We start from the raw sequence: 7,419 nt of genomic DNA, 5'->3' as shown, positions 1-7,419 counted from the left end.
ACGGTGGGCTCGCCCGCGCCGCTCCCGGCGCCGGCCCGCGCGTCGCCCACGGCCGCGCCGGCCGCGACCGCCGCCGCGTGCCCGCCCAGCCGCGGAGCACGCCCGTCGGGGCTGCCGGGGCGCAGCTCGAACGAGGCGTGCTCGCCGATCAGCGTCCGCCGCGCGGCGTTGTACCCGTCGCTGAGCAGGGCGTCGAGCGGCACCTGCGCGGCGTCCCCGTACCAGGCCTCCCGGTCCGCCATCGCCAGCTTGCCGCCCTCGATGAGCAGATGCACGTATGCGGGGCTGCCGTACGGGGGCAACTCCTTCGGCAGCAGGGCGAGTTGCTGTAGGAATGCGGGGCCTTGGGACCAGCCGCCGGCCTTGGCGACGGTCCATCCGTTCCACTCGTAGGTGGCGGGCGCCTCGTAGGTGGCGGAGTAGGCGGCCAGGTCGTCTCCGGTGAGCGTGCCGGCGTGCCGTTCACCGGAGGTGTCCATGGCCGGGCGGGCCGCGAAGTCGGCGAGCGCTTCACCGACGAAGCCCTCGCGCCAGATGCGGCGGGCGGCGTCGATCTGCGCTTCCCGGCCGGCCGCGGCGGCCTCGGCCTCCGTGGTCAGCCGGCGCCAGGTGGCCGCCAGCGGCCGGTTCCTGAGCAGCCCGCCCGGGGCGACGGAGGTGCCGCCCGGCAGGTAGAGCTCGGCGGAGGAGGTCCATTCCGTCTCGAAGAGCTCCCGCACCGTCTCGACGGTCTCGCCGATCCGCTCGACGGCGGGGTGGCCGTGCTCGGCGTATCCGACGGCGTACCGGAGCACCTCGGCGAGGGTCTTGGTGCCGTGATCGCGCAGCAGCAGCATCCAGGCGTCGAAGGCCCCGGGGACCGCGGCGGCGAGCGGCCCCGTACCGGGCACCAGGTCGAGTCCGAGTGAGCTGAAGTGCGCCACGCTCGCCCCGGCCGGCGCCGGTCCCTGGCCGCACAGCACCTGGACCGGACCGTCCGCGGGGGCCAGGATGATCGGCACCTCACCGGCGGGCCCGTTCAGATGCGGCTCCACCACGTGCAGGACGAACCCGGCCGCCACGGCCGCGTCATAGGCGTTGCCGCCGTCCTCCAGCACGGCCATCGCGGACTGGGACGCCAGCCAGTGCGTGGTGGCGGCCATCCCGAAGGTGCCTTGCAGGGTGGGGCGGGTGGTGAACACGGGCGGCTCCTGTTCCGTGTGGGGTGGCCTCCGGGGTCCCTGTGGCGCGCGGGGTGGCCCGACGATCCGCGGAGGGCTACACCTCCCCCGATCCCCCGCGGCCCATGCCCCGTGCGCGGTCGCCCACCGGGCAGGCGGTTATTTGAGGGGACGGCGGGGCGGTGGGCTGCGTACGCTCGCTGCATGACCGGCACCGATGCGTCGCACGACCACCACGTCCCGGCGTCCGGCCGCCCCCTCGTCGCGATCCTGAGCGGCGCCGGGATCTCCACGGACTCCGGGATTCCGGACTACCGCGGGCCGAACGGGCTGTGGCGGCGCGACCCGGAGGCCGAGAAGCTGGTCACCTACGACGCGTATATGAACGACCCGGAGATCCGGCGGCGGTCGTGGCGGATGCGGCAGGAGAGCCCGGCCTTCCGGGCGAGGCCGAACGCCGCGCACGAGGCGGTGGTCCGGCTGGAGAGGTCCGGGACGCCGGTGCGGGTGATCACGCAGAACGTCGACGGGCTGCATCAGCTCGCGGGGATGCCCGAGCGCAAGGTGCTCGAACTGCACGGCACCGTGCGGGCCGTCGTCTGCACCCGCTGCCACGCCCGGTCGTCGATGCGCCGGGCACTGGCGCGGGTGGCCGCCGGCGAGCCCGATCCGCCGTGCCTGGTGTGCGGCGGGATCCTGAAGTCGGCGACGGTGATGTTCGGCGAGCGGCTCGATCCGCAGGTGCTCGGTACGGCGCTGGGCGTGGCCAAGGCCGCCGAGTTCTTCCTCGCGGTCGGCACCACGCTCCAGGTGCAGCCGGCCGCCTCGCTCGCCGGGGTGGCCGCCGAGCACGGCGCGCGGCTGATCATCGTCAACGCCGAACCGACGCCGTACGACGAGCTGGCCGCCGAGGTGATCCGCGAGCCGATCGGCAGCGCGCTGCCCCGGCTGCTGGCGGGGCTGGCGGGGAGCACCTGAGGCAGGGCGGGGCGCGGCGGAGGCCGGGGCGGGCGCGCTCCCGCCCCCGGCGCCCCGCCGTGTGCCGTCGCCGGCGGCCCGGTTCCTGGAGGTCCTGATCCACCGGACCGGCGCCGGGGCGGACCCGCCCTAGAAGTTGATCATGTGTCCGGCCAGGCCGTGCACCGCTTCCTTGACCGCTTCGGACAGCGTGGGGTGGGCGTGGACGTTGCGGGCGACCTCGTGCACGGTGAGGTCCCACTGCTGGGCCAGGGTCAGTTCCGGCAGCAGCTCGGTGACGTCGGGGCCGACCATGTGCGCGCCGAGGAGTTCGCCGTGCTCGGCGTCGCTGAGGATCTTCACGAAGCCGGTGGTGTCGCCCAGGCCATGGGCCTTCCCGTTGGCGGCGAAGGGGAACTTCGCGACCCGCACGTCGAAGCCCTTCTCCCGGGCCTGCGCCTCCGTCCAGCCGAAGCTGGCGATCTGCGGCTGGCAGTAGGTGGCGCGGGGAATCATGGGGAAGTCCAGTTCCATGGTCTCCGCACCGGCGATGGTCTCCGCCGCCACCACCCCCATGGCCTCCGCCGCGTGCGCGAGCATGAGCTTGGCGGTGACGTCGCCGATGGCGTAGATGCCCGGTACGGAGGTGCGGCACCGTTCGTCCACCGCGACGGCACCGCCGTCGGTGAGCCGGACGCCGGTGTTCTCCAGGCCGTAGCCGGTGACGTTCGGCTGGAAGCCGATGGCCACCAGCACCTTGCCGGCCTCCAGGGTCTGCTGTGCGCCGTCCTTCGTGCGGACGTGCACCTGGACCCGGGGCCCGGAGTCGTCGATGGATTCGACGCGGGTGGCGGCCATGACCCCGATGCCGAGCTTGCGGTACTGGCGGGCCAGTTCGGCCGAGACCTCCTCGTCCTCCAGGGGGGCGATGCGGTCGAGGAACTCCACGAGGGTGACCCGTACGCCGTAGTTGTGCAGGACGTAGGCGAATTCGACGCCGATCGCACCGGCGCCGACGATCACGATGCTCTCCGGAAGCGTTTCGTCGAGGATCTGCTCCTGGTAGGAGACCACCCGGTCGGTGCGGCCGGTGCCGGGCAGCATACGAGGGGTGGCGCCGGTGGCGATGATGCAGTGGTCGAAGCCGACGGTGCTGGTGGTCCCGTCGGCATGGGCCACCTGGAGGCTGGTGGCGTCCACGAAGGTGCCGCGGCCGTCGTATTCGGTAATCTTGTTCTTCTTCATGAGGTAGTGCACGCCCTTGACGCGGCCGTCGGCCACCCGGCGGCTGCGCCGGAAGGCCTCGCCGTAGTCGAAGCGCACCTCGCCGTCGGCCCTGATCCCGAACGTCTCGGCCTCGTGGGTGAAGAGGTGGGCCAACTCGGCGTTGCGCAGCAGGGCCTTGGTGGGGATGCACCCGACGTTGAGGCAGACGCCTCCCCAGTACTTCTCCTCGACGACGGCGACGCGCAGTCCCAGCTGGGCCGCCCGGATGGCCGCGACATAACCCCCGGGACCGGCGCCCAGCACGACGACGTCATAGTGGTCAACCATCGACAACTCCTTGTTTCCCACCCCTGCCGGGGCGCCGGGGTGCTGACCTGAGGACCTCTCAGGCATTCTGGCTCCTCGCCGCCTTGTCCCCGTAGATCGACCACGACAGGATCAGGACGGATACGGCTCCCACCGCGCCGGCGGCGGCGAGCACCGCGACCGGTCCGAGGCCGGCCAGGACCAGTCCGCCCAGCCCGCCGCTGAGCGAGATGCCCAGGAACAGGCAGCTGCTGTTGAGCGCCACCACCTCGTTGCCGGCGTCGCCCGCGAGCGACAGCAGCCGGGTCTGCAGGGGCGGGTTGAGCGCGCCGCCGAAGATGCCCCAGCCGGCCAGCAGCAGGGCCACCGCGACGACGGAGACGCCGCCCGGCCAGGCCCAGCCGAAGGCCGCGAGCAGCAGGGTCGAGGAGACCTGGAGGGACAGGGCGAGCACGATGGTGCGGCCGGCTCCCCAGGAGTCGGCGGCGCGCCCGCCGATCAGGGCGCCACAGGCGCTGGCGATGCCCATGAGGGAGACCAGGAAGGCCAGTTGGCCGGGGCCGGAGCGGCCGAGGTCGTCGGCGATGACCGCGATGTAGCTGAAGGTCATGAAGTTACCGGTGGCGCCGACGACGGTGCCCACCAGGCCCAGCAGCACCGGGCGGTGCCCCAGCGGGGCCAGTCGGCGGCGCAGCGGGATGGCCGGAACGCCGGGCAGCGCGGGCAGGAAGGCCGCGACTCCGGCGATCACCACCAGTGCCAGGGCGCCCACGAAGATCATCGTGGCGCGCCAGCCGAAGGCGCCGGCGATCGCGGTGCCGACCGGGACGCCGACGACCAGGGCGACGGACTGCCCGAAGGTGACGGAGCCCAGATAGCGGCCCACCGCCCCCTTGGGCGCGAGTGCGGCGGCGGTGGAGAACGCCGCGGGCATGATCGACGCGCCGGCCAGGGCGGTGAGGATGCGGAAGACCACCAGCACGCCGTAGGTGGGGGCGAGGGCGGCTCCCACGTTCGCCGCCGCGAAGACCACCAGCGCCGTGATCAGCACCCGCCGCCGGGGGTAGCGCGCGGTCCGCAGGGCCACGAAGGGCGCCGATAACGCGTAGGTGAGCGAGAAGACGGTGATCAGCTGCCCCGCCACGGCTTCCGAGACGGAAAGGCCCCGGGCGATGTCCTTCAGCACTCCGGCGATGACGAAGTTGTCCGTGCCGGCGGTGAAGGACGCCACGCACAGGCACACCAGCCACAGGGGAAAGCGCCTCGCGTCGGCGGGTGCCCCTTGCGCCGTGGTGGGGGGAGAGGTTGTCACGTGTACTCCTTGGGATCAGGTGCGACCCGCGCGGCGGACCTTTCACCGGACCGCTCGCACGGGCTGAAGTGCTGCCGCTCCCGCCACCGCGCACAGGGCGGCGAGCAGGAACAGCAGGGCATAGTTCTCGCCGCCGCCGACGGCCAGGACGGCGGGCGCGAGCGTGGGGGCCAGGGACTGCGGCAGCGCGGTGGCGATGTTGAAGACGCCCAGGTCCCGGCCTGCCGTGGCGCGGCTCGGCAGGACGTCGGTGACCAGCGCGAGGTCGACGGAGAGGTAGGTTCCGAAGCCGATGCCGGTGATGGCCATGCCCAGGAGGAACAGCGCGAAGGAGTCGGCCAGTGAGATCACCAGCAGACCGAGCCCGTAGAGCACCGCCGCCCCCACCACGAAGGGCTTGCGCCGCTTGCGCCGGTCGGAGAGCCAGCCGCTGAGCTGGCTGCTGACCACGGTGACGGCGGTCTGGGTGAGCAGGGCCCAGAACACCAGCCGCGGCACCTGCGCGGCGGGGTATCCCAGATGGTCGGAGAGGTAGAACGTCTTGTAGGCGCTGAGCACGGACGTCCCCATGAACATCAGGCAGCGGCTCAGCCAGGCCCACCCGAAGTCGGGGTGGCGCCGGGGGTCGACCCAGTAGCTCCGCGCCAGCTCCCGCACGCCGAAGGGCGGGCGCTCGGTGAGGCGGCGGTCGCGCAGTACGGCGACCAGGGCGAGCACCGTCAGCGCGCCCACCCCGGCCGGCACCATGAACATCAGCACCACCGACGAGGAGACGGCCTGCGCCAGGAAGCTGCCGACCACCAGGGCGACCGACAGGCACAGCCCCAGGACGCCGGAGACGGCGCCGCGCCGGTGTTCGGGTATCTGGTCGGGCAGTACGGCGATCAGCGCCGCGAGCACCGCGTTGAACCCGAGTTGGGTCAGGCACCAGCCGGCCACCAGGGTGGCGACGTCCCGGGTCGTCGCGCAGACGAGCAGGCCCGCCAGCCCGCCGGCGAGCCCGCCCACCAGCCAGGGCCGGCGCATCCCGAACCGCGAGGTGGTCCGGTCGCTCAGCCTGCCGAACAGCGGATTGCCCAGGATCGCCAGCACGGACCCGGTCCCCAGGGCCAGCGAGAGCACCGCCTGTTTGTCGTGCGGCGCGATCTGCTGGGCCTTGACCGCGAGCGTGACGGTGACGGGCGTGACCAGCGCGATGTACACGCCGCAGTAGGCCGCGGCGAAGAGTCCGACGAGCAGGGGGCCGGCCGTGCGCTCCGGGAGGCGGGCGTCTCGGGCGGGCGGGGTCCGCGGCGGTGCGCTCGCGGCTTCCCCAGCGGTCACTCCCTCAACCCCCCGACGCATCGGGATCACCGTATAGGACGGCCATGCACCCCTGATCCGTGGTGAGTTCGAGATCACACAGCGCGATGCGGCGGTAACGGGTCTGCCAGTCAAGCCAGTTGTCGGCGAGCGCCACCCAGACGCCGGTGGCGTAGGTGCCGGGCGCCGCCTCGTGGCGGTTGCGCCCGCGGAGGGCCGGGCCGAGGCGCCGGGCCGCCGAGGGGCCCAGCACCACCAGCGTTCCGCGGGGGTCCTGGTCGACCAGGGCGTTGAGCCGGGCCGCCAGCTCCTCGCGGGGCAACTCCAGGCGGACGTCCGCGGCGTCCCGCAGGCCCAGGCGCCCTTCGCCGCCGAAGGCCAGCAGGGCCCCGGAGTCCACGAGGGGGCGCTCGCCGTGCACGGCGGGGTCGTGCACCGGAAGCGTGGTCTGCTCCAGTACCAGCAGGACGGGCCGCCGGGTGCGCCCGCTGCGCCAGAAGCCGGACAGGATGCGCAGCGCGGTGAAGGGCGCGGCCGACCCCTGCTCGGAGACGGCGAACCCGTGGGAGTCGTCGCCGAAGAGCAGCCCCGCGTAGGAGGCGGTCACCCCGTACGGCTGGGAGTCGGGCAGCGCGTGTGCGACGACGACGAGGTCCGCCGAGCGCCCGCGCAGCGACGGGTGGCCGGCCAGCAGGTCGGTCAGGTGCCGGTGGGTGTGCTGCGGTCCGGCGGCGAACCGGTCCAGGTCGGCGGTCCGGCCGAACGAGGCGTACAGATCGCGGTAGAACGCCTGGCTGTGCGGGTTCTCCTCGTACTGCCGGGCCGGTGGGTCGAGGACGGCCGCGGCTCCTTCCAGGCCGGGCATCACGTGGTCTGCACCCTTTCCAGGTAGTCGATGAAGGTCGCCACGGACACGAAGTCGTCCATGTCGATCTCCTCGGGGTCGACGGTGAAGCCGACCTCCTCCTCAAGGGCCATCAGCAACTCCAGGATCGACGTGGAGTCCAGGTGGAGGTCGTCGAAGAACCTCGTCTCCTCCGACACTCCGGGCACGTCACGCTCCAGGACGCCGCTGAGGGCGGACTGAATGGTGCCGACCATCTGCTGGCGGTCCATCACATCTCCTGCGTTCTCGGTGGTGGGCGGGTTTCTCGA

The 7,419-nt window shown here is 72.8% G+C and carries 7 protein-coding genes; 1 reads left to right on the top strand and 6 read right to left on the bottom strand.

The features are described from left to right. The coding region (locus ACFWZH_RS26820; RefSeq protein WP_384436289.1) for a gamma-glutamyltransferase at positions 1 to 1,181 on the bottom strand (1,181 nt) is incomplete at its 3' end. A gap of 183 nt (positions 1,182 to 1,364) precedes the next feature. Between ACFWZH_RS26820 and ACFWZH_RS26815 the strand changes: the two genes are divergently transcribed. Then, positions 1,365 to 2,138 carry an NAD-dependent deacetylase gene (locus ACFWZH_RS26815; RefSeq protein WP_384436286.1) on the top strand — a complete coding sequence of 258 codons (774 nt, stop codon included), beginning with the start codon at positions 1,365 to 1,367 and terminating at the stop codon, positions 2,136 to 2,138. Positions 2,139 to 2,267: 129 nt separating this feature from the next. On the opposite strand, the gene lpdA is transcribed toward ACFWZH_RS26815, so the two are convergent. The 5 genes from lpdA to ACFWZH_RS26790 are packed head-to-tail and all read right to left on the bottom strand — an operon-like array spanning position 2,268 to position 7,380. Then, complete coding sequence (gene lpdA / locus ACFWZH_RS26810) at positions 2,268 to 3,671, bottom strand: dihydrolipoyl dehydrogenase (protein ID WP_384436283.1); 1,404 nt, start codon at positions 3,669 to 3,671, stop codon at positions 2,268 to 2,270. Positions 3,672 to 3,729: 58 nt separating this feature from the next. Further along, complete coding sequence (locus ACFWZH_RS26805) at positions 3,730 to 4,962, bottom strand: MFS transporter (RefSeq protein WP_384436280.1); 1,233 nt, start codon at positions 4,960 to 4,962, stop codon at positions 3,730 to 3,732. A gap of 42 nt (positions 4,963 to 5,004) precedes the next feature. Next, positions 5,005 to 6,285: an MFS transporter gene (locus tag ACFWZH_RS26800; RefSeq protein ID WP_384436277.1), complete on the bottom strand. Its 1,281-nt coding sequence runs from the start codon at positions 6,283 to 6,285 to the stop codon at positions 5,005 to 5,007. Between the two features lie 4 nt (positions 6,286 to 6,289). Further along, positions 6,290 to 7,129 (bottom strand): hypothetical protein, encoded by an 840-nt coding sequence (locus ACFWZH_RS26795; protein WP_384436274.1) that lies wholly within the window; start codon positions 7,127 to 7,129, stop codon positions 6,290 to 6,292. After that, entirely contained in the window at positions 7,129 to 7,380 is a 252-nt protein-coding gene (locus tag ACFWZH_RS26790) for an acyl carrier protein (protein ID WP_384436271.1), read from the bottom strand. Before ACFWZH_RS26790 ends, ACFWZH_RS26795 begins: the two co-directional genes overlap by 1 nt. Positions 7,381 to 7,419: the final 39 nt, after the last annotated feature.

It is taken from the genome of Streptomyces sp. NPDC059008 (assembly GCF_042749045.1).
Lineage (GTDB): Bacteria > Actinomycetota > Actinomycetes > Streptomycetales > Streptomycetaceae > Streptomyces.
Note: the sequence above shows the minus strand (reverse complement) of the source record. Positions and strands in the feature narration are given on the sequence as shown.

Bases quoted from the DNA above. Each gene is read 5' to 3' on its own strand.
- ACFWZH_RS26790 (WP_384436271.1), bottom strand. From the start codon at position 7,380: ATGGACCGCCAGCAGATGGTCGGCACCATTCAGTCCGCCCTCAGCGGC.
- ACFWZH_RS26815 (WP_384436286.1), top strand. From the start codon at position 1,365: ATGACCGGCACCGATGCGTCGCACGACCACCACGTCCCGGCGTCCGGC.
- ACFWZH_RS26795 (WP_384436274.1), bottom strand. From the start codon at position 7,129: ATGCCCGGCCTGGAAGGAGCCGCGGCCGTCCTCGACCCACCGGCCCGG.
- lpdA (WP_384436283.1), bottom strand. From the start codon at position 3,671: ATGGTTGACCACTATGACGTCGTCGTGCTGGGCGCCGGTCCCGGGGGT.